General features: G+C 68.3%; 18 protein-coding genes. 6 read left to right on the top strand and 12 right to left on the bottom strand.

Annotated features, from left to right (window positions below; all coding sequences use genetic code 11):
* Positions 1 to 59: 59 nt before the first annotated feature.
* Positions 60 to 1142, top strand: coding sequence for a phosphatase PAP2 family protein (locus BLQ77_RS02880; protein ID WP_089955164.1), 1083 nt, complete (start codon positions 60 to 62; stop codon positions 1140 to 1142).
* A gap of 118 nt (positions 1143 to 1260) precedes the next feature.
* Here the strand turns inward: BLQ77_RS02880 and BLQ77_RS02875 are convergent, their stop codons facing one another.
* A complete protein-coding gene (locus tag BLQ77_RS02875; RefSeq protein ID WP_089955160.1) occupies positions 1261 to 3318 on the bottom strand; it encodes a S8/S53 family peptidase in 2058 nt (685 codons plus the stop codon).
* 377 nt (positions 3319 to 3695) lie between these two features.
* Between BLQ77_RS02875 and BLQ77_RS02870 the strand changes: the two genes are divergently transcribed.
* Together BLQ77_RS02870 and BLQ77_RS02865 are read left to right on the top strand one after the other, a co-directional pair.
* Positions 3696 to 5129, top strand: coding sequence for a bromoperoxidase (locus tag BLQ77_RS02870; RefSeq protein ID WP_089955156.1), 1434 nt, complete (start codon positions 3696 to 3698; stop codon positions 5127 to 5129).
* Positions 5130 to 5221: 92 nt separating this feature from the next.
* Complete coding sequence (locus tag BLQ77_RS02865; RefSeq protein ID WP_089955153.1) at positions 5222 to 5629, top strand: c-type cytochrome; 408 nt, start codon at positions 5222 to 5224, stop codon at positions 5627 to 5629.
* Positions 5630 to 5654: 25 nt separating this feature from the next.
* Here the strand turns inward: BLQ77_RS02865 and BLQ77_RS02860 are convergent, their stop codons facing one another.
* The 7 genes from BLQ77_RS02860 to BLQ77_RS02830 all read right to left on the bottom strand — a co-directional run bounded on the left by BLQ77_RS02860 (position 5655) and on the right by BLQ77_RS02830 (position 11770).
* The gene (locus BLQ77_RS02860) at positions 5655 to 6350 is read right to left on the bottom strand and encodes a hypothetical protein (RefSeq protein WP_008885550.1); all 696 of its coding nucleotides are present in this window, start codon (positions 6348 to 6350) and stop codon (positions 5655 to 5657) included.
* 45 nt (positions 6351 to 6395) lie between these two features.
* The gene (locus BLQ77_RS02855; RefSeq protein WP_089955150.1) at positions 6396 to 7106 is read right to left on the bottom strand and encodes a DUF1194 domain-containing protein; all 711 of its coding nucleotides are present in this window, start codon (positions 7104 to 7106) and stop codon (positions 6396 to 6398) included.
* A gap of 142 nt (positions 7107 to 7248) precedes the next feature.
* Positions 7249 to 7923, bottom strand: coding sequence for an adenosylcobinamide amidohydrolase (locus BLQ77_RS02850; RefSeq protein ID WP_089955146.1), 675 nt, complete (start codon positions 7921 to 7923; stop codon positions 7249 to 7251).
* A gap of 262 nt (positions 7924 to 8185) precedes the next feature.
* Positions 8186 to 10144 (bottom strand): DNA topoisomerase IV subunit B, encoded by a 1959-nt coding sequence (gene parE, locus BLQ77_RS02845; RefSeq protein WP_008883717.1) that lies wholly within the window; start codon positions 10142 to 10144, stop codon positions 8186 to 8188.
* Between the two features lie 111 nt (positions 10145 to 10255).
* Complete coding sequence (locus BLQ77_RS02840) at positions 10256 to 10525, bottom strand: hypothetical protein (protein ID WP_089955823.1); 270 nt, start codon at positions 10523 to 10525, stop codon at positions 10256 to 10258.
* A gap of 130 nt (positions 10526 to 10655) precedes the next feature.
* Positions 10656 to 11255 (bottom strand): outer membrane protein, encoded by a 600-nt coding sequence (locus BLQ77_RS02835; protein ID WP_089955142.1) that lies wholly within the window; start codon positions 11253 to 11255, stop codon positions 10656 to 10658.
* Between the two features lie 176 nt (positions 11256 to 11431).
* A complete protein-coding gene (locus tag BLQ77_RS02830) occupies positions 11432 to 11770 on the bottom strand; it encodes a PA2433 domain-containing protein (RefSeq protein ID WP_207545807.1) in 339 nt (112 codons plus the stop codon).
* Between the two features lie 295 nt (positions 11771 to 12065).
* Between BLQ77_RS02830 and BLQ77_RS02825 the strand changes: the two genes are divergently transcribed.
* On the top strand, positions 12066 to 12518 hold the full coding sequence (locus tag BLQ77_RS02825; RefSeq protein ID WP_089955138.1) for a DUF4168 domain-containing protein: 453 nt from the start codon (positions 12066 to 12068) through the stop codon (positions 12516 to 12518).
* A gap of 60 nt (positions 12519 to 12578) precedes the next feature.
* On the opposite strand, the gene BLQ77_RS02820 is transcribed toward BLQ77_RS02825, so the two are convergent.
* Positions 12579 to 13214, bottom strand: coding sequence for a hypothetical protein (locus BLQ77_RS02820; RefSeq protein WP_089955135.1), 636 nt, complete (start codon positions 13212 to 13214; stop codon positions 12579 to 12581).
* Positions 13215 to 13421: 207 nt separating this feature from the next.
* Complete coding sequence (lepA, locus tag BLQ77_RS02815; protein ID WP_040383928.1) at positions 13422 to 15224, bottom strand: translation elongation factor 4; 1803 nt, start codon at positions 15222 to 15224, stop codon at positions 13422 to 13424.
* 172 nt (positions 15225 to 15396) lie between these two features.
* On the opposite strand from lepA, the gene BLQ77_RS02810 reads away from it, so the two are divergent.
* Complete coding sequence (locus BLQ77_RS02810; RefSeq protein WP_008886155.1) at positions 15397 to 15744, top strand: hypothetical protein; 348 nt, start codon at positions 15397 to 15399, stop codon at positions 15742 to 15744.
* 101 nt (positions 15745 to 15845) lie between these two features.
* On the opposite strand, the gene hisD is transcribed toward BLQ77_RS02810, so the two are convergent.
* Complete coding sequence (hisD, locus tag BLQ77_RS02805; RefSeq protein ID WP_089955130.1) at positions 15846 to 17138, bottom strand: histidinol dehydrogenase; 1293 nt, start codon at positions 17136 to 17138, stop codon at positions 15846 to 15848.
* A gap of 85 nt (positions 17139 to 17223) precedes the next feature.
* On the opposite strand from hisD, the gene BLQ77_RS02800 reads away from it, so the two are divergent.
* Entirely contained in the window at positions 17224 to 18192 is a 969-nt protein-coding gene (locus tag BLQ77_RS02800; RefSeq protein WP_089955125.1) for a LysR family transcriptional regulator, read from the top strand.
* A 125-nt stretch (positions 18193 to 18317) separates the two neighbouring features.
* Here BLQ77_RS02800 and BLQ77_RS02795 read toward each other — a convergent pair whose 3' ends face one another.
* The gene (locus tag BLQ77_RS02795; protein WP_089955821.1) at positions 18318 to 19079 is read right to left on the bottom strand and encodes an alpha/beta fold hydrolase; all 762 of its coding nucleotides are present in this window, start codon (positions 19077 to 19079) and stop codon (positions 18318 to 18320) included.
* Between the last annotated feature and the right edge of the window lie 47 nt (positions 19080 to 19126).

The following is a 19126-nucleotide window of genomic DNA, read 5'->3' as shown; positions in this document are numbered from 1 at the left end:
GAGTTTGTCGGGGGAAACCTCATTTTGAGTGCAGATTAGATCCCTTGGGGGGGAACAAGATGCCGATTTACGGTCACGAAGGTCATGAGGGCCACGAAGGCCACGAGGGTCATGAGGGACACGAAGGCTCTGCGAGTGGCTCCGGAAGCAGCGCCGGAGCGGTAAGTTCCGCCCTTGGCAGCACGCGGGATGGCACGCTGGGGTACTGGGATGGCTACCCGGACCGCACCAGCCGGGTCGTCGGCCGCTCGGCCTGGGACACGGTCAAGTCGCTGGCGACGGTGCCGCGGCAGGCGGTCATCGATCAGACGATCCAGGGGCTCTTCCGCGTCGATTTCAAGAACAGCAGGAAGGCCAACACCAAGGGCACGGTGTATTTTCAGGACGAGCCGCTGGTCACCATGTACGCGCCGACGCTCAAGATCATCGAGGAAGACCAGTTCCCGTTCCTGCGCTCTGCCGCAGATCTGCGCTATGACCGTCTCAACGAGATCCTCGTCGAGACCGGCGACATCGCCACCTTCTTCTCGAGCGTCAGCTACCTGAGCCCGGGCGCCACCAAATGGACCATTGCGCTTCTGCAGGCGGTGTTCCGGCTCTGCACCCGGGTCGAGATGCCGGTGAAGCTGGGCTTCGACGTGCCGCGTCCGATCACGCTGTCCTACCAGGTGCAGCCGATCATCCAGACCCCGGGTCACCCGGCCTGGCCCAGCGGCCACGCGACCGAGAGCTTTGCGGGTGCCACGCTGCTCAACTGGCTGGTGCGCGACCCGAACGGGAAGAACGCTCCGAAGTTCGATCCCGACGCGCTGATCGCGGCGCAGGTGCCGCTTTACCGCCAGTCCGAGCGCATCGCCATCAACCGCACCGTCGCGGGCGTGCACTACCCGACCGACAGCATGGCGGGCGCGGTGCTGGGCGTGACCATGGTCGAGGCGCTGGTGAACCTGATGGAGGGCAAGAAGGAAACCACGGCCCGGACCTACTTCGGCAACAGGTACAAGGGCGACTTCAACCTGTCGCTGCTTTCGGCCGAGATGCAGCCGGGGGGGACGATCAAGCAGAAGCCGCTGGCGATCAACCCCAAGGGCGTGCCCGACTGGCTTCAGGACATGTGGGACACAGCCAAGCTCGAGGGCTGAGGGTGTTTAAAGGGTGGGTGCGGAGCGTTCCGCGCCATGTTGACGAGTGAAGGGCCGGGGCGGCGTCGCCCCGGCCTCTTTTGTGTTGCCTGTCTTTCCCTGGCCTGCCGTGTCCGCGTCAGACCTTGAGCGAACCGGCGTCTTCCATGACGAAGGGCTGGATGACCTCGTCGCCGAGGCGCGACCGCAGCGGTGCCGGCACCGGCCAGATGGTCAGCTTGTCCGGGTCGAAATCATAGCTCTTGGGCGTGGTGGCGTTGGCCTCGAGCCGCGCCGCCGAGAGCCCCAGCGCCCGGGTCAACCGTCCCGCCGCGGCGCTGGTGCCGTTGCGGAAGCGGGTGCTGCTGCTGAAGGTGCCCGCACCCTTGACGCCGGGATGGATGCGCGAGCGGTCGGCAATGGTTGCGGCGGAGGGGCCGGGGACCGCCCACTCCGCGCCCTCGCCGGTGTAGACCGAGGGCACGATCAGCCCCATCTCGCGCGCCAACTGTGCGGCGCCGGTGTGGAACACCTGCCGCGCCGTGGACGACGCCAGAGCGTTGAACGTGCCCTCGTGCCGGATCACGCAATCGGGCAGGAGCTTGCGGTGGTCGAGGTATTCCTCGCTCCAGCCATAGGCCTTGTCGTTGTCGAAGTAGCTCTGCCGTGCCTTCGGACGGTAGCCGATGAGGCTGTCGTCGCGCTGGATCTGCAGGATCAGGCTGAGTGGTCCCTTGCCCTTGTAGCGGCACACCAGCTTCCAAGTGCCCGCAGGCGCCAGCGGCTCGTTGAAGGCCGAGGCGGTGGGCGAGAGCGCCAGCAGATAATAGGGCCGCTGCAACGTCTCGGGGTCGAGATGGCGCTCGGGCACGTGGTAGATCCGCCCGACGGTCTTGCCATCGAGCTTGAGATCGCGCGAGCAGCCCGGCGGCACCGGTCCGAAGCCCGAGGCGGGCCCGGCGGGCGTCTCGAGCGAAAGCGACACGTCCTTTAGGCTCTGGCCCGGGATCGGGCGGACCTCCATGTAGGTCTCGGTCTGGTCGCCGGTCTGCACGATCCAGTCGATGCTCTGCCTGCCCCGGCGCTCGTAGTCGAGCCGCGCCACCAGCCGCTTGCGGTAGTCGTTGCCGAAGGACCAGACGATGCGCACCGGCTGGTTCTTCACCCGCTCCCAGGCCTCGGCCTCGCGGGTGATCTGGTAGTCGGCAAAGCGGGTGCCGTCCTTGGGACCTGCCAGCATCCCCAGCGACAGGTTCACGATGACCGGCGCCGTGGGGTCGATGACATGGGCCTGCCGCAGCACCCAGCGCACCGCCTGGATCAGGTAGCTTTCCATCTTGGTGCCCGAGGTGTCGGCGATGGCCTGGGGCGGCAGCTGCACCCCGATCAGCGGCCAGTCGCGGACCTCGTCCGCGCCGTCGGCGGGATCGGCCCCGGCGGCGAGGTCGAGCACATGGGTGCCGTGGGTGCTGCCGTGATCGGTCGAGCGGAAGCCGTCATAGAGCGAGAGCTTCGCGTTGAGCGCATTGTAGACGGTGATCTCGCTCAGGGCGCTGCCCTGCGAGAGCATCTGGTCGTCGATCTCGTCTCGGGTCAGCACCTCGCCGAGGATGACGCTGCGGGGCGTCCTGCCACGGCGTTCAAGCGATTGCAGCCAGATCGCGTGAAAGCGCGTCCTGTCCTCCCGGCGGAAGCGGGCGTTGAGGAAGCCGATGCCGTCGTCGATGATCGCCACGATGGGGCGGACGGGGCCGGGGGCCGCCGCCTCTGGGGGGATCTCGTCCGGCCTCGGCGACGTCTCGGGCATCTCGGTGTTGAGCCCGGTGGGATCGAGCGCCACCGGTGTGCCGGTGTCCTGAAGATTGAAGAGCGCGACGTAGTGGTCCTCGGGCGTGTCGAGCTTCCAGTAGAGCGCGTATTCGTCGGGCATTCCGGCGTCGGGATCGACCGGACCGCAGCGCGCCGCCAGCAGCTCGAGCTCGAACGGATCCATCAGCAGGGGCGAGAGCGGATCGAGCACCTCCTTCAGCAGTTCGCGCCGCTCGGCCAGCGGGTCGCCGCCGTGCAGGCGCACGAAGATCGGCTGGTAGATGTGCGTGCCCAGGGGCGGCTCGTGACGCTGCCGCAGCATCCAGGAGAACTGCACGTAGGGATCGCGAGGGGCGTTCGGTTCGGCGTCTGCCCATGTCAGCGTCATGGCTGGCTCTCCGTGAAAGGCTTAAACTATGGTGTAAGGAAAACCGACGGTTGAGGGCTGGTCAAGCGAGCCGGAATCGGTAAACACGGGTTTTGCGCAATATTCACGCATGGTTTTCCTGAGAGATTTGATCTTTCTTACCAAATTCGCGCTAAACTCACGGGGATTTTGCGCCCTGATAACGCTGCATTCACGGTGAAGCGTCAGATTGCCGTTACGTTAGTTAACAAGGCGCCGAACTTACCAGGTGCCAGAAAAATTCATAACAGGGGCGCTCACTTTCCGCGGCGTCCACGACAAGGGACGATAGCATGTCCGCTCGGACCGATTTTGATATGCCCTGCCTCCGCTTGATTGATGGCGGACGCCAGCCCGGGATGCCGGCTGCTCCGAATCTGCAGCTTCCCGCCGCGCCGCACATGGGCCCCGCCGAACTGGCCGCCGAACTGGCCGAACTCTACGCTCTCTCGCTGGTGCGGGACCTGCCTTTCGAACTCATGCAGAATCCGCACTGCACCGTCTGGATCGATGGCACCACGCGCTTCACCTTGCACGAACTGCTCTGCGAGCTGCGCAGTTTGAGCTGGTTTGACGATCAGGCCCTCCCTGTCCCCGGGCCGATCGAGACGGTCCTCTGCTCCCGGACCGTCTGCGGGGAAGCTGACCATCGCCGGGGCCTTCGGCTCAACGGCGATGGTCAGCTGACCTTGCGCACGCTCTTCCGCGGGGTGGTGGCCCGGCATGGCACAGAGATGCGGCTGTCGGCCTTCCACCGCGCCGATCCCGATGCGCGGACCGACCTCGAACCCAGCGAGGTGCCCGATGCCACCGCGCCGATGTCGCGCTGGCTCGACTGGATCGAGCGCTGCTCCGGCGCCTCGCTGACCCTCCCGGACGAGCCCGAGATGGCGCCGCCGGGCGTCGACACGCCACGGGCGCTGGTCGAGCGCATCCATAAGAGCCACCCGTGCCGCACCTATTTCAACGCGGTGCTGCGGCTGCTGGCGCGCGGGGCCGAGTTCGACACCGGGCTGCGGCCGCTGGCCGGCGAGGCGCCGCTGGCGCCGCAGGGCATCCTGTCGATGATGGCCGAGGCCGCCGACCTCGCGTTCTCCTCGGCGATGCGGATGCAGGGCCGGGCCGACCGTCTCAGCCGTCCGGGGGTCTTCGCGGCGCGGATCACCTCGCTGCTCAGGACCGACGAGATGCCGGCGCAGGAAAACGGCACGCTGCGCGCCGCCGCCGAGGAACTGTCGCACAAGGCGCCGAACCTGCTGCACTGGATCGACCGTTACAACCGGGTGCACGGCCGCGACGGCCTTGACGGCCAGACGTTGCTGCTGCCGGCGATGCGCTGGTCGGTGCCCCAGCACCGGGCGGACTACGTCGCCCAGGCAATGATCGCGGGCGCTCTCTCGACCCTGCTCAAGGCGCTCTTCGACTCGCGCCGCCACGCGCGGCTGCGGATGGTCGGCGCCGACAGGTGCGGCGTGGACATCTGTGCCGAGGCCGACCGGCTGGCGGCGGACGTGGCGCTGGCGCGCTCGGTGGCGGGCGGCTACTTCCAGGCCGAGAACCACCAGGATCTCCGCCTCGGCGAGGCACTGGCCTGCCAGGTTCTGCGCAGGCGGCTCGAGGCTCAGGGTCGCAGCCTGTCGCTGGGCTTCACCGATTTCGATGGCCGCGCGGTCTCGCTCTCGGTGCATCCCCGTGGTCTGCATGGCGGCCACGCCACCTTCCAGCGCGACGGGCGCCTCGCGCCCTGGCCGATGGAGCGGATGCGCTCCGGCGCCCATCTCGCGGTGGTCTGACCGGCGCGCGCGCCGCGCGTCCCGGTTGACCCGGATCAAGGCGCTCCCCTGCGGCCGGTGCGACAATCGGCCAGCTAGCAGGGGAGGATGCCATGCGAAGCTTGATCCGCCTTGCCCTCGTCGCGGCGCTGGCCGCCACGGGTGCTGAGGCACAGGACGCCGATATCGGCCGGTCCCTCTTTCACACCCATTGCGCCACCTGCCACGGGCTCGAAGGCCGCGGCGATGGCCCGATGGCGGGTGTGCTCATCGTCAAGCCGGTGAACCTCACCGAACTCACCGCCGCCAATGCCGGGGTCTTCCCGCTCGAGCGGGTGGTGAAGCGGATCGACGGGCGTGACCCGCTGGTGAGCCACGGCTCGCCCATGCCGGTCTACGGCGACTACTTCGAGGGCACTTTCGACCGGCCCATCAAGACCCCCGCCGGCCAGCCGATCCTGACCTCGGAGCCGGTGGTCGATCTCGTGGCCTACCTGCTCGAGATCCAGCGGCAGGAATGAGCCGGCCCGCGAACGGGCAGGGTGCCTAGCGGCAGATGTTCTTCTGCTGGATCCCCGACCAGGGCACCATCACCTCGGGGTTGTCGAGCGCGCGCTCGAGCCCGTCGACCGGCAGCTCGGCGGAGATCATCTCGCGCAGGCGCGAGGTGCGCGGCGCGTCGGGGTCGAGCATGTGGCAGCAGACGTATTCCTCGACGATTGCGCCCTGCTGCTCGTAGCCGTGGTCGAGGAAGCGCCCGGGCTTGTCGGGCTCGAAGAGATAGGGATCCTCGGACACGCCATGCTCCAGCGCCGCCTTGAGCGGGGTGTAGCCGGTGCGGTCGCGGTGCTGCCATTGCCAGACATGCACCATCTCGTGCGCCAGCAGCATCGCGTCCAGCAGGTCGACGCGCTGCGGGTAGTCCGGCACGAAATCCTCGCGGTAGAGGTCGTCGCGGTAGAACACCCGGTTGAAGATCGTCATCGCGCCCGGCGACACGGTCACCGTCTCGCCCTGCGACGGTGGCCAGACCCGCTCCATGCAGGTCAGCCGCGGCCGGATCGGGCGCTGGTAGGTGATTGAGCCCGCCCAGAGCCCGTCGTGGAACCGCACCCGGCGGGTGTCGAGCTGGTCGCCCTGCATTGCCTGCAGGAAGGCGGTCTCGTTCTCCGACAGCGGGCGGCCGCAGGCGGAGACGATCAGGCAGAGGACGAGAAGCGGGGCGAGGACAAGGGTGCGCATGGCGGGATAGGGACAGGAGTCGCGCGGCGGCGCAAGGGGCCTCGGTCAGGGGGCGGCGGCATGGCGCTTTTCCACCATGCCCGATTGCGAGATCTCGAGGATCAGCTTGCGCTTCACTGCCTCGGCAAAGCTGTCGCGGTCGCCCGCGGTGACCACGAAGGCGCCGAGCCCGCCGATGATGCGCTCTTCGTAGATGCGCTCGAGCCCGCCCTGCGCCCGGCCCGGGTCGTCGGGGCGCAGGATCGGCAGGCCGTTGATGGTGATGCCCTTGGCGACCACCGCGTCGCGGGCCTCTTCGATGGGCGGGCCGGACCAGTTGCCGGCGCTGTCGCCGGAGAAGTCGATGACCCGGCGCCAGCCGTCGATGTCGTTGCTCTCGATCAGATGCGCGCCCTGCAGCAGCGCCGCGCCGATGGCGTTGCGCCCGAACGCCATGCGCGGCGTGGTCAGCAGCTGCTCGGCGAATTCCGCGGCGTCCTCGGGGCCGCGGATGCGCATCCACTTCACCACCTGGCCCTGGTTTGCCGCCCATTCCACGTAGGTCACGGCGATCTCGCCATAGGCGGTGTTGCCGATCACCGACAGCACCTCGGGGTCGGTCATCGCCTGCGCGTAGCCCTCGCGCTGGAACATCAGCTCCGAGGCGGTGATCGAGCCCGAGGCATCGGCCAGCAGCACCAGCTCGAGGTCGGTGTCCTGCGCGGCGGCGGGCAGGGCGAGCAATGTGGCGGCGAGGCAAAGACTGAGGCGGCGCATCCGGGGCTCCATCGTGGTCGCCTTTAAAGGCTAGCCGGGCCGGGCGCCATTCGCGAAGCGCCGCGTGGGGGCGCTGACGCAGATGTGAGATTTGGGCGAGGCCTTCGCCTGCCGCTTCACCTGGGGGTGTTCGCCTGTGGGCCTAGCGGGGGGCAGCCGTGCCCCAGTGGCGCGCCTCGTCGGCCCACTCGGTGACCGCCTGCAGGGTGGCCTCGTAGACCGCCCGCCCGAGCGCATGGCCCGCTGCCGTGTGCTTGCCCGCGAAAGGGGTGTCGCCCCCGGGGGCCGCGACGGCGATGCAATCAGTGCCCGTGCCGGTGGCCTTGCCCCCGGGCAGGGTGACATCGGCGTCGAGCACCGCGGCGGTGCGGGCCTCGGCGGCAAGCGTGATGGCCTCGATCAGCGCGGTGGGCGCGAGCGGGCAGGACAGCCGGACGGCGATGTTGATGGTGCCGTAGTCCTGCGGCGCGGGCTCGAGCCAGGTCTGCGGCAGCCGCGAGCCGATACGCTCTGCGTTCGAGAGACCGGCGGTGACCACGGCGGTGGCGCCGACGCCGCCCTCGACAGCCTCCGCCACCCGGTGCGCCGCGAGCCGGCGCGAGGTCAGGAAGCAGACCGCGTCCGTGGCGTCGCGCCCTGCGAGCTCGGTTCCGAGCCAGCGCAGGGCGTCGAAATCCTCGGCCAGGTCCTCGTTGCGCACCTCGCGCCAGAGGATCCGGCGGGCGCGGGCGAAGTCGCCCCGGTGCGGCGCGAAGCTCAGCACGGGCATCTCGGCGCCGAGATCGAAATCGAGCCAGGGAGGGGAGAGGTGAAGCATCGTGCCGCCGCGTCTGGTGTCGCCCTGTTGAACCCGCTGTGGGGCGGCGAGGCAAGAGGCTTGCGGGCGCGCTGTTGTGGCGGCGGCCGTGTCGGGCTTCCGGGCGCTTGTCCCGGGCTGTTGGCGAGACCGCATGCCGGCATCGGGGATCCGACCCCTGTTCGGTGCCCCGGCGCGGAACAAGGCCGAAGGCCGCCGCGCCATCGCCGGCCCGCCCCACGGGCGATGGCGCGGCTGACCCTAGACCCAGTTGGAGCAGACTTCACACATCAAGCTCCGCCACGAACCGTGCGTTCTCCTGGATGTACTGGAAGCGCAGCTCGGGTTTCTTGCCCATGAGGCGCTCCACGAGGTCGCCGGTCTCGCCCGGTTCGTCCTCGTCGATGGTGACGCGGATCAGCTTGCGGGTCGCGGGGTCCATCGTGGTTTCCTTCAGGTCCTTCGCGTCCATCTCGCCCAGACCCTTGAAACGCTGCACGTCGATCTTGCCTTTGCCGCCGAGCCCCTTCTTCAGCATCTCCTCCTTCTCGGCGTCGTCGGCCACGTAGATCCGGCGCGCGCCTTGGGTCAGGCGATACAGAGGCGGGCAGGCGAGGTAGAGGTGGCCCTGGTCGATCAGCGGGCGCATCTGGGTGTAGAAGAAGGTCATCAGCAGAGAGGCGATGTGGGCTCCGTCCACGTCCGCGTCGGTCATGATGATGATCTTCTCGTAGCGCAGGTCGTCGAGGCTGAACTTGGTACCGAGCCCGACGCCGAGCGCCTCGCAGAGATCGCGGATCTCGGCGTTGGACGTCAGCTTGTTCGAGGCGGCGCCGAGCACGTTCAGGATCTTGCCCTTGAGCGGCAGCAGTGCCTGGGTCTCGCGGAAGCGCGCGCCCTTTGCCGAGCCGCCGGCCGAGTCGCCCTCGACGATGAAGAGCTCGGTGCCCTCGCGGCTCTTGGCGGTACAGTCGGTGAGCTTGCCGGGCAGGCGCAGCTTCTTGGTGGCGGACTTGCGCGCGGTCTCCTTTTCCTGGCGCCGCCGCAGCCGCTCTTCGGCGCGCAGCACGAGGAAGTCGAGGATGGCGCCGGCGGACTTGGTGTCCGAGGCCAGCCAGTTGTCGAAGTGGTCGCGCACCGCGCCCTCGACCAGTCGCTGGGCCTCGGTCGTGGCCAGGCGGTCCTTGGTCTGGCCGACGAATTCCGGCTCGCGGATGAAGCAGGACACCAGCGCGCAACCGCCGGTGATCAGGTCGTCGCGGGTGATCTGGCTGGCCTTGCGGTTGTTGACCAGCTCGCCATAGGCGCGGATGCCCTTGAGGATGGCGGACCAGAAGCCCGCCTCGTGAGTGCCGCCCTCGGGGGTGGGGACGGTGTTACAGTAGGACTGGATGAACCCGTCGCGCGAGGGCGTCCAGTTGATCGCCCATTCGACCTTGCCCGGGGTCTGGAACTTTTCCTTGAAATCCACGGTGCCGGCAAAGGGCTTGTCGGCGTAGGTGGACGAGCCGTTCATGGTCTCGCTCAGGTAGTCCGCGAGGCCGCCGGGGAAGTGGAAGGTGGCCTCGGTCGGGGTCTCGCCGTCTTCGATGGCGGATTTCCAGCGGATCTCGACGCCCGAGAACAGGTAGGCCTTCGAGCGCACCATCTTGAACAGCCGGGCGGGCTTGAAGCGGTGGTGGCCGAAGATCTGCTCGTCGGCGTGGAAGGTCACCGTGGTGCCGCGGCGGTTGGGGGCGGCGCCGATCTTCTCGACCCCGCCAAGGGGGATCCCGCGCGAGAAGCGCTGCTCGAACAGCTCCTTGTTGCGCGCCACCTGCACGACCATCGAGTCCGACAGCGCGTTCACCACCGAGGCGCCGACCCCGTGCAGGCCGCCCGAGGTCTCGTAGGCCTTGCCCGAGAACTTGCCGCCCGCGTGCAGGGTGCAGAGGATGACCTCGAGCGCGGACTTGCCGGGGAACTTGGGGTGGGGGTCGATCGGGATGCCGCGGCCGTTGTCACGGATGGTGAGGGCGTAATCCTCGTGCAGCTCGACCTCGATGCGGTTGGCATGTCCCGCCACCGCCTCGTCCATGGAGTTGTCGAGCACCTCCGCCACGAGGTGGTGCAGGGCCCGCTCGTCGGTGCCGCCGATATACATGCCCGGACGCTTGCGCACCGGTTCGAGCCCTTCCAGCACCTCGATGGAGGACGCATCGTAGGTCGTGGTCTCGGTTGCCGCGAGGAGATCGTCTGCCATGGTCCGCTGCTCGTTTGGTTCGTTGATTGGCAGGCAGTATGTCAGAGCAGGGCGGGCTGGAAAAGGCCGGAACCCCGCGCGACCCCATGATGGTGGGGAGAATGCTGTGGATTATGCCGGATCTTGTGGCGCAAGCACCGACCAGTGCTCTCCCATGGCCACGATGCAGGAGGTGCCGGAGGCATAGGCGATGACCATGGTCCAGTCGCCGTCGGGCGAGGTCCAGAGCTCGACGACCTCTTCGGGACTGCGCAGCCCGGTCGAGCTCAGCGTCGCGCCCTGGCGGCGGGTCATGCGTTCGGTCATGCGTGCGCCCGGCTCGCAGACTACGTCGGCAATGGGCGAGGCCGCCTGCACCGGGGCGGCGAGGGCCAGGGTCATCGTGAGGGGAATCAGGAAGAGGGGCCGCATGCACCAAAGTGTAACGGCGTCATGACGATCTGCAAAAGCAATCCGAAAGGCCGCGCCCGGCGGTGAGGCCGGGCGCGACGGTGCTCGATCCGCGGTCGGATCAGAAGCGGTAGTTGATGCCCACGGTGGCGGTGGTCGCGCCGACTTCCAGGTCGTCGTCGTCGAAGTCGCTGAACTCGTTGTAGTTCACTTCACCGTTCAGGGTCACATTGTCGGAGACGAAGGTCTCGACGCCGGCACCCACGTAGTAGCCGCCCGAGCTGCCCGCATCGAGGCTGCCGCCGTCGGTGGTGGCGTGGGCGTAGCCGCCGGTGCCGTAAACCATGGTGCGGCCGAGGTCGTAGCCCACACGGCCGCCGACCTTGGCAATGCCGTCGAGATCGCCGGCGTCGCCGAGATCGATGTCGGTGGCGTCATACTGCACGCCGGCACCGGCGACCCAGTTGCCGAAGTCGTGGTCATAGAAGGCGCGCAGGCCGTAGACCATGCCGTCCTCGGAATCGTCGCCCGCACCGTCGGTGTCGACGCTGCCGTACCCCAGCTGGGCACCGACCGACGGGCCGGTCCAGTCACCGGTGACCGGCGAGGCTACGGGGGCGAGCGGAGCCACGGGCGCGGGCTCGACCGGCGTCGGCTCCAGCGAGCCTGCCAGAGCGGGCGTGGCGAGGAAGGGCACGAGGATAAGAGATTTGAGAGTCATGTGTCTGCTCCTTTGTCGTTCTGTCTGGCCCATGGTCGGGGCCGGCGACTGGGGAGATAACGACGAGCCGGGCGTCCGGCTCCACACGAAGCGCTCACATCATTTTGCTGTTGCGGAACCGGGACAGATTTGCGGCTTTCCTGGCCTCTGCGCCAAGAACAGCCGCCACGTGAGCGTCATCCGGCAGGGTTTGGCCGACCTGACGCTACGTCAATGGAACCACCTCGGGCCGGGCTGACGCGCGCTCCGGGCTGTCTCGGGCGCGCGAGGGCCGCGAAGGGGCGTTGCCGGATGCCGAGCACCTTCGTCGCGCGGGCCAGAGTCGCGACCGGGGCGTCTTGATCGCCCGCTTTGTGCTGCGCCTCTCCGGCGGCACGTCCTTCGCGCACCGTGGTGAGGTCGGGGTCCGAGAGCGAGGTGCCCGCGTCGATCTTCTGCATGTCGGCGGGACAGTGGAAGGCGAAGGCCGGGGCCGCCGCGAGACAGAGCGCGGCTGCAACTGCGCGACGGATCATGGATGAGCCCTCCTTGTGTGGGCGCCAAGGATCGCACGGACCGTGATCGCCCGGACGTGGAAACAAAAGCCGCGATTTCCCGCCGGATGCGGGGGGCGGGGGCGGCGGCGATCCGCGAGTCAAATTCGCTGCGCGGAGCGTTGCCACCGCAAAATCCGCGTTCCGGCAGGAGTTTGCTGCCCTGCGGCAAGAACGCCGGATGCCCTTTGATGCGCCGGGGGACGGTGCATAGCTCTGGGTCGAAGGCACGGGATGCTCCCGTGTCGGAAGATCAGAACCTCCGAAAGGAAACAGCATGAAACGCAACGGTATCCTGCTCAAGTCCACGGTCATCGCAGCCCTGATCGCCGCTCCGGTGGCGCCGGTACTGGCCCAGACGGCCCCCGAGAGCGCGACGGAGACCGCGCCCGAGGCGGCTCCGATGCAGGCCGCGCCCGAGGCGCCCGCGGCGGACTTCAGCGAAGCCCAGCTCACGTCCTTCATCGACGCCGCGATGCAGGTGCAGGACGTGCAAGAGGACTACGCCGCCCGCATCGACGGCACCGCAGAGCCCGAAGGCAAGCAGGCGCTGGTGCAGGAAGCCCAGCAGGAGATGGCCTCCGCGGTCGAGGAGACCGAGGGCATGGACGTGCAGACCTACAACCAGATCAGCGCCGCGGCCCAGGCCGACCCGGAGCTGAACGAACGCCTGCTCGCGATGCTGCAGACCAAGCAGCAGGACGGCGCGGGGGCCACGATGACGGAGTGACCCCTGTCTCCCTCATCGTGCAAAGCCGCCCTTCGGGGCGGCCTTTTTCGTTGGGACGGGTCAGTAGAGCGAGTTGGGAGAGATCTCGGTCGGGAGGAAGACCACGCGCCCGATGGTGCGGTTCGGTCCCCAGGCGCGGTGCCGGAGCATGCCGTCGACGATGTAGAGATCGGCCACCTTGTAGGTGCTGCGGGTGCCGTCGGCGTCGTGAAGCTCGATGAACGGGTTCAGGTTGTCCTCGACCAGCCGGAAGGCGCGCGGGTCGGAGTGGTTCTGGAAATCGCGCATGACCTTGAGCACCGCGTCGTAGTCGGTGATGCGCTCGTCCACGAAGAGCGCGCAGGTGGCCTCGTAACCGACCCCGCCCGCGCCGATCACCAGCGCCGGGATCCAGACACCGGGGTTCGCCACCACCGAGGCCACGCCCGCGCCGCTGCCGGAACTGCCGACGCCTGCGGCGGTGCCCGAGGCGGCGAGCTTGGTGCCGAGCAGCGTAAGCCCGCTGGTGGCGTTGAGCAGCGTGTAGAAACCGCCGTCCCCCGCGATGGCGTTGCCGCCAAGCTTCGAGACCGCCCCGGCGGCCTCGCCTACCGCCTCGCCGAGCAGCCGGCTGGGGCGATAGTCGCAGACCTCGGCCCGGGCGGTGCCGGCGGCGAGGATCAGGGAGAGCAGGAGAGGGATCGTGACGTGACGCATGATGGACCGCCAGTGAGCAATGTGCATGGGCCACCGCGGCCCCGCGCGATCTGAACGGCAAATCCGCGGGATTCGCAATCGCGACGCAGGCCTGCGCGGGGGTGCAAGGCGGCCGTCTCTCGAAGCCGTGATCCGCAAGCCGTGCCCGGCCACGAAACAGCCGCCCCGAGGGGCGGCCATTCCTTGATCACGTGGGGCAGGGCTCGGTCAGCTGTCCATCTTCAGCGCGGAGATGAAGGCTTCCTGCGGGATGTCGACCTTGCCGAACTGGCGCATCTTCTTCTTGCCCGCCTTCTGCTTCTCGAGCAGCTTCTTCTTCCGCGTGGCGTCGCCGCCGTAGCATTTGGCGGTCACGTCCTTGCGCATGGCCGAGAGGGTCTCGCGCGCGATGACCTTGCCGCCGATGGCCGCCTGGATCGGGATCTTGAACATGTGGCGCGGGATCAGCTCCTTGAGCTTCTCGCACATGGCACGGCCCCGCATCTCGGCGCGGTCGCGGTGCACCATCATGGCCAGCGCGTCGACCGGCTCGTCGTTCACGAGGATCGACATCTTCACGAGGCTGTCCTCGCGGTAGCCGATCATCTCGTAGTCGAACGAGGCATAGCCCTTGGTCACCGATTTCAGCCGGTCGTAGAAGTCGAACACCACCTCGTTGAGCGGCAGGTCGTAGACCGTCATCGCGCGGCCGCCGACGTAGGTGAGGTCCATCTGGATGCCGCGGCGCTCCTGGCAGAGCTTGAGCACGTCGCCGAGATACTCGTCGGGCACCATGATGGTGGCCTTGATGCGCGGCTCCTCAATGTGGTCCACGGTCGAGGCGTCCGGCATGTCGGCCGGGTTGTGCAGGTCGCGGCGCTCACCGTCCTTGGTGAACAGGTGATAGATCACCGACGGCGCCGTGGTGATGAGCTCGATGTTGTACTCGCGCTCGAGCCGGTCGCGGATCACCTCGAGGTGCAGCAGGCCGAGGAAGCCGCAGCGGAAGCCGAAGCCGAGCGCTGCCGAGGTCTCCATCTCGAAGGTGAAGGACGCGTCGTTCAGCGCCAGCTTCTCGATGGCGTCGCGCATGTCCTCGAAATCGTTGGCATCGACCGGGAAGAGGCCGCAGAACACCACCGGGACCGAGGGCTTGAAGCCCGGCAGCGGCTCGGCGCAGGGCTTCTTCTCGTGGGTGATGGTGTCGCCGACGCGGGTGTCGCGGACCTGCTTGATCGAGGCATTGAGATAGCCGATCTCGCCCGGTCCGAGCTCCTTCACGTTGGTCATCGCGGGGCGGTAGACGCCCACGTCGTCCACGTCGTAGGTGCCGCCGGTCTTCATCATCCGGATGCGGTCGCCCTTCTTGAGCACGCCGTCGATGATGCGCACGATACAGATCACGCCGAGATACTGGTCGTACTTGGAATCCACCAGCATCGCCTTGAGCGGCTTGTTGCGGTCGCCCTCGGGCGGGGCGGGCAGGCGCTTGACGATGGCCTCGAGCACGTCGGGGATGCCGACGCCGGTCTTGGCCGAGATCAGGCAGGCGTCCTGGCTGTCGATGCCGATCACGTCCTCGATCTGGGTCTTCACCCGCTCGGGTTCCGCGGCCGGCAGGTCGACCTTGTTCAGCACCGGCACGATCTCGTGGTCGGCGTCGATGGCGGTGTAGACGTTCGCGAGGGTCTGGGCCTCGACGCCCTGGGTCGCGTCGACCACCAGCAGCGAGCCTTCGACCGCGTGCATCGAGCGCGCGACCTCGTAGGCGAAGTCGACGTGGCCGGGCGTGTCGATCAGGTTCAGGACATAGGTCTCGCCGTCCTGCGCCGGGTACTCGATGCGGACGGTGTTGGCCTTGATCGTGATGCCACGCTCCCGCTCGATGTCCATCGAGTCGAGCATTTGCTCCTGCATGTCGCGTTCGGCGACGGTGCCGGTGAGCTGAATCAGCCGGTCGGCCAGGGTGGATTTCCCGTGGTCGATGTGGGCGACGATGGAGAAGTTACGAATATGCGCGAGATCGGTCATGATTTGCTGGATATGCTGGTGAATCACGGGCCGGTCAAGGCGGATCGCGTGATGACCTGACGGGCTGGTGAATTGAATTCCTCCGGTCTTTGCGGCAGTCTGTGGAAAAGGCCACCCCGAAGCGAGGGCGAAAAGCCCCGAGGGTGGTGTCGAGCGTAAGGAAGACAGGCGTATGAGAACCATTTCCTGTGTGGTGGCACTGGCCGTCGTGGCGGGCTGCGGCGGTGGCGGATCAAGGTCGGGCAGCGACTATTATGTGACGCGGATGGCCAGCGGGCCGATCAGCAAGGCCTGCATCGCCTCGGACCGGACGGCACGGAACCCGCAGCTGTGCGGCTGCATCCAGGCCGCGGCGAACGAGGAACTGAGCAACGGCGACCAGCGCCGGGCGGTGAAGTTCTACCAGGACCCGCACAGCGCGCAGGAGGTCCGCCAGTCCGACCGGTCGTCGGACCGCAGCTTCTGGGAGCGCTACGCCAAATACGTCGCGCGCGCCGAAAGGCTCTGCAGCGGACTGTGAGCCGGGTCGGCTCGGCGTCGACCTCGATGACAGCCGTTCAGCGCTGCCCACGGACCTTTCTCGTCCGCTGGGCGGCGCCTGGCGTCTTCATGTGATGCCCCTCAGGACCCGCAGCAGCGACCGGCGTTGCGGTCGGGCAGGCGGGCATCGCAGGCGCGGGCATGGCCTTCCATGCCCTCGGCGCGGCTGATGCCGGCGCTGGCGCGGGCGAGATCGGCCAGAGCCTCGGGTGCGGCGCTCTGCCATGTCACGCATTTCAGGAACTTGTGCACCGACAGCCCGCCAGTATAGCGCGCCGCGCGGCCGGTGGGCAGCACGTGGTTCGGCCCCGCGGCCTTGTCGCCGAAGGCCACCGTGGTGTCGGCGCCAAGGAACAGCGAGCCGTAGGCGCTGAGCCTCTGGCGCCACCAGCAGAGATCGGCCGCCTGCACGTGCAGGTGCTCGGGTGCGTAGAGGTCGGCCTGCGCCGCCATTTCCTCGCGCGTGTCCGCCAGCATCACCTCGCCGAGCGCGGCCCAGGCCTCGTGCGCGGCCGAGCGGTTGGGCTCGGGCAGCGAGGCGATGATCCGCGGCACCATGGCCAGCACCGCGTCGGCCAGCGGCGCGTGGGTGGTGACAAGCCACACCGGCGAGGTGCCGCCGTGCTCGGCCTGACTGACGAGATCGAGCGCCACCCGCTCGGCGCGGGCGGTGGCATCGGCGAGGATCATCGAATCCGTGGGGCCCGCTACCATGTCGATGCCGATGGGCCCGAAGAGCTGGCGCTTGGCCTCGGCGACGAAGGCATTGCCCGGGCCCGCGACCAGATCGGCGCCGGGCAGGTCGAAGAGCCCCAGCGCCAGTGCGGCGATGCCCTGCACCCCGCCCATGGCCAGCACGCGGTCGGCGCCCGCGAGGTGCAGCGCGTGCAGGATCGCCGGGTGCGGGCCGTCGGGGCCGGGGGGCGTGCAGGCGGTGACCGTGCCCACGCCCGCGGCCCGGGCGGTGGTCACCGTCATCAGCGCCGAGGCGATGTGCGCGTAGCGCCCGCCGGGCACGTAGACCCCGGCGCAGCCCAGCGGCAGCAGCCGCTGTCCGGCGCGCAGGCCGGGGCGCAGCTCGACCTCGAACTCCTGCACCGAGGCCCGCTGCGCCTCGGCGAAGGCGCGGATGTTGGCGTGGGCGTAGGCGATGTCCTCGACCAGCGTCACCGGCAGCAGGCGGTGGGCCCCGGCGAGCGCGGCGGGCGACAGTTCGGGCGCGGCGTCGTGGCCATCGAGGCGGCGGGCGTAGTCGAGCGCGGCCTCTTCGCCGCCGGTGCGCAGCGCCGCGAGCATGACCTGCACGGTGTCCGAGATGTCGGCGGCGTTCTGCGGCGGCAGGCCGGGGGCGGCTTTGAGATGGGTGATCGGCATGGGGAACGCTTGACCTGACAGGGTGATAGTTTCAGAAAAGGTGAATGTGTGAGTGACGGGCCTTGCGGCCGGAGAAGGGGGCGAAATGCTGATGAAGGGGGTGACGCTGCGCGGGCTCGAGGTGTTCGAGGCGCTGGCGGCAAGCGGATCTGTGGCGCAGGCGGCCGAGATGACGGGGCTGAGCCAGCCCGCGGTGAGCCAGCAGATGCGCAATCTCGAGGCCGCGCTCGGGGCCGATCTCGTCGACCACGGGCGCCGCCCGATGCAGCTCACCCAGGCGGGACGGTCGTTCCTGCTGCGCACCCAGTCGGTGCTGAGCCAGCTCCGGCTCGCCCAGAACGAGCTCACGGTGATGGATCTCACGCATCTGTCGACGCTGAGCCTCGGGGTCATCGACGATTTCGACAACGACCTCACGCCGCAGCTGGTGACCATGCTTGCCGAGAGCATGACCCGCTGCCGCTTCAAGCTGATCACTGCCCCCAGCCACGAGATCGGGCAGGCCATGCGTGACCGGCGCCTGCACATCGCCATCGCCGCGAGTTCCGGGGCGGTGGTCGACGGCGTGGTGGAATACCCGCTGATCCGCGACCCGTTCATGCTGGTCTGTGCCCGCGGCGCACTGGCCGAGGCCGGGGGTGCGCAGTCGCTGATGCACGGGCTGCCGTTGCTGCGCTACGACCGCGAGCAGCTCATCGGCCGGCAGATCGAGGCGCATCTGGCGCGCCAGAAGCTCGAGTTCCCCGAGCGCTTCGAGATCGGCGCGCACCTGTCGCTGATGACGCTGGTGGCGCGCGGCGTCGGCTGGGGCATCACCACGCCGCTGGGTTACATGCGCGCCAAGCAGTTCCAGGACCGGATGGAAGCGCACCCGCTGCCCTTCAGCCCCTTCGCGCGCACCATCTCGCTCTTCGCCGCTTCGGACTGGACCGACCGGGTGCCGCGCGACGTGGCGCAGACCATGCGCAAGCTGGTCTCGGAATCGGTGATCGAACCGGCACTGCGCCAGTTGCCGTGGCTCGAGGGCGAGCTGCAGGTGCTGGCCGGGGACTGACGGGGCGAGGGGCATCGGAGCTCCTTTCTCGAGGGGAGAAAGGGGTGCCCGGCGCTTTGGATCAAGCCGCGGCGTGACTCATTCCGAAACAAGAACCTGCAGTTTCGGTTTTCCTGAATCCACTGTCAGGCAGCGTTCAGATAGGCCCTCCCCGCTGCCTCGAACTCGCGCGGTTTCTCGGCATGCAGCCAGTGTCCGGCGCCGGGGATCTTGGCGAAACGCGATTCGGGGAAAAGGGCGCGGATGCGTTCGCGATACTCGGGAAGGACGTAGTCGCTCTCGGCCCCCGACAGGAACAGCGTCGGCCCGTCGAACTGGCCGTCGATGTCGGGGAAGCCCAGGATCTTGGGCATCTCTGCCGCCAGCACGTCGAGGTTCAGCTTCCAGCGTTTCTCGCGCAGGTCGAGCGACTGGGTGAAGAAGGCCTGCAGCGTCGGGTCCGGGACGTGCCGTGCGAGCTGGGCGCTGGCGTCCGAGCGTTTCTCGATGGCGTCGAGATCCACCGCCCGCATCGCCTCGATATGCTGCATCTGGGTGTGGCCATAGGCGACCGGCGCCACGTCGGCGACGATCAGCCGCTTGACCAGTTCCGGCCGGGTGAGCGCCAGCACCATCGAGGCCTTGCCGCCCATCGAATGCCCGAGCAGGTCGGCCTGCCCGCCGTTGGCCTCGATCACCTCGGCGATGTCGGCGGCCATGTCCTCGTAGCCGTGCAGGTCGTTCCACGGCGAGTCGCCGTGGTTGCGCTGGTCCACCGCGATCACCTGCCGCTCGTCCGACAGGCGCTTGGCGATGACGCCCCAGTTCCGGGCGGATCCGAAGAGCCCGTGAACGATGAGAAGCGGCGGTTGGTCGGTGGCGGAGCCGTGTGTGATCGTGTTCAGCATGACGCCAGACATAGGAGACGGCGGCGGCGAAGGGAATGGGGAGCGTG

The organism is Salipiger thiooxidans, assembly GCF_900102075.1.
Taxonomy (GTDB): Bacteria; Pseudomonadota; Alphaproteobacteria; order Rhodobacterales; family Rhodobacteraceae; genus Salipiger; species Salipiger thiooxidans.
The sequence above is the reverse complement of the archived record's forward strand: the minus strand, read 5'-3'. Positions and strand labels throughout refer to the sequence as shown.

What these genes read in the sequence shown, in the direction of transcription:
- BLQ77_RS02795 (WP_089955821.1), bottom strand. Translation starts at nt 19,079, where the DNA reads ATGCTGAACACGATCACACACGGCTCCGCCACCGACCAACCGCCGCTT.
- BLQ77_RS02850 (WP_089955146.1), bottom strand. Translation starts at nt 7,923, where the DNA reads ATGCTTCACCTCTCCCCTCCCTGGCTCGATTTCGATCTCGGCGCCGAG.
- BLQ77_RS02820 (WP_089955135.1), bottom strand. Translation starts at nt 13,214, where the DNA reads ATGCGTCACGTCACGATCCCTCTCCTGCTCTCCCTGATCCTCGCCGCC.
- BLQ77_RS02875 (WP_089955160.1), bottom strand. Translation starts at nt 3,318, where the DNA reads ATGACGCTGACATGGGCAGACGCCGAACCGAACGCCCCTCGCGATCCC.
- BLQ77_RS02810 (WP_008886155.1), top strand. Translation starts at nt 15,397, where the DNA reads ATGAGAACCATTTCCTGTGTGGTGGCACTGGCCGTCGTGGCGGGCTGC.
- BLQ77_RS02855 (WP_089955150.1), bottom strand. Translation starts at nt 7,106, where the DNA reads ATGCGCCGCCTCAGTCTTTGCCTCGCCGCCACATTGCTCGCCCTGCCC.
- BLQ77_RS02835 (WP_089955142.1), bottom strand. Translation starts at nt 11,255, where the DNA reads ATGACTCTCAAATCTCTTATCCTCGTGCCCTTCCTCGCCACGCCCGCT.
- BLQ77_RS02880 (WP_089955164.1), top strand. Translation starts at nt 60, where the DNA reads ATGCCGATTTACGGTCACGAAGGTCATGAGGGCCACGAAGGCCACGAG.
- lepA (WP_040383928.1), bottom strand. Translation starts at nt 15,224, where the DNA reads ATGACCGATCTCGCGCATATTCGTAACTTCTCCATCGTCGCCCACATC.
- BLQ77_RS02865 (WP_089955153.1), top strand. Translation starts at nt 5,222, where the DNA reads ATGCGAAGCTTGATCCGCCTTGCCCTCGTCGCGGCGCTGGCCGCCACG.
- BLQ77_RS02870 (WP_089955156.1), top strand. Translation starts at nt 3,696, where the DNA reads ATGCCGGCTGCTCCGAATCTGCAGCTTCCCGCCGCGCCGCACATGGGC.
- BLQ77_RS02825 (WP_089955138.1), top strand. Translation starts at nt 12,066, where the DNA reads ATGAAACGCAACGGTATCCTGCTCAAGTCCACGGTCATCGCAGCCCTG.
- parE (WP_008883717.1), bottom strand. Translation starts at nt 10,144, where the DNA reads ATGGCAGACGATCTCCTCGCGGCAACCGAGACCACGACCTACGATGCG.
- BLQ77_RS02840 (WP_089955823.1), bottom strand. Translation starts at nt 10,525, where the DNA reads ATGACCCTGGCCCTCGCCGCCCCGGTGCAGGCGGCCTCGCCCATTGCC.
- BLQ77_RS02800 (WP_089955125.1), top strand. Translation starts at nt 17,224, where the DNA reads ATGCTGATGAAGGGGGTGACGCTGCGCGGGCTCGAGGTGTTCGAGGCG.
- BLQ77_RS02830 (WP_207545807.1), bottom strand. Translation starts at nt 11,770, where the DNA reads ATGATCCGTCGCGCAGTTGCAGCCGCGCTCTGTCTCGCGGCGGCCCCG.
- hisD (WP_089955130.1), bottom strand. Translation starts at nt 17,138, where the DNA reads ATGCCGATCACCCATCTCAAAGCCGCCCCCGGCCTGCCGCCGCAGAAC.
- BLQ77_RS02860 (WP_008885550.1), bottom strand. Translation starts at nt 6,350, where the DNA reads ATGCGCACCCTTGTCCTCGCCCCGCTTCTCGTCCTCTGCCTGATCGTC.